This window comes from Salinarimonas chemoclinalis, assembly GCF_041514305.1.
Lineage (GTDB): Bacteria > Pseudomonadota > Alphaproteobacteria > Rhizobiales > Beijerinckiaceae > Salinarimonas > Salinarimonas chemoclinalis.
The window spans coordinates 1-307 of the sequence record NZ_JBGMWH010000041.1 but is presented as its reverse complement, the minus strand read 5'-3'; the positions used below and the strand labels follow the sequence as shown (position 1 = coordinate 307).

General features: G+C 66.8%; 1 protein-coding gene. It reads right to left on the bottom strand.

Annotated elements, in window-relative coordinates; all coding sequences use genetic code 11:
- The coding region (locus tag AB9M23_RS22555; RefSeq protein ID WP_372426949.1) for an EF-Tu/IF-2/RF-3 family GTPase at window positions 1–307 on the bottom strand (307 nt) is incomplete at both ends.

Here is a 307-nt window from a genome sequence, read left to right as displayed (position 1 = left end):
ATAGAACTGCGGGCGGTAGTTGTTGAAGAACGGCGTGTGGCGGCCGCCCTCCTCCTTGGTGAGGATGTACGCCTCGGCCTTGAACTTCTTGTGCGGCTTCACCGAACCCGGCTTGCACACGACCTGGCCGCGCTCCACGTCCTCGCGCTTGGTGCCGCGCAGCAGCACGCCGACGTTGTCGCCCGCCTGGCCCTGGTCGAGCAGCTTGCGGAACATCTCCACGCCCGTGACCGTCGTCTTGACGGTGTCGCGGATGCCGACGATCTCGACTTCCTCGCCCACCTTCACCACGCCGCGCTCGACGCGG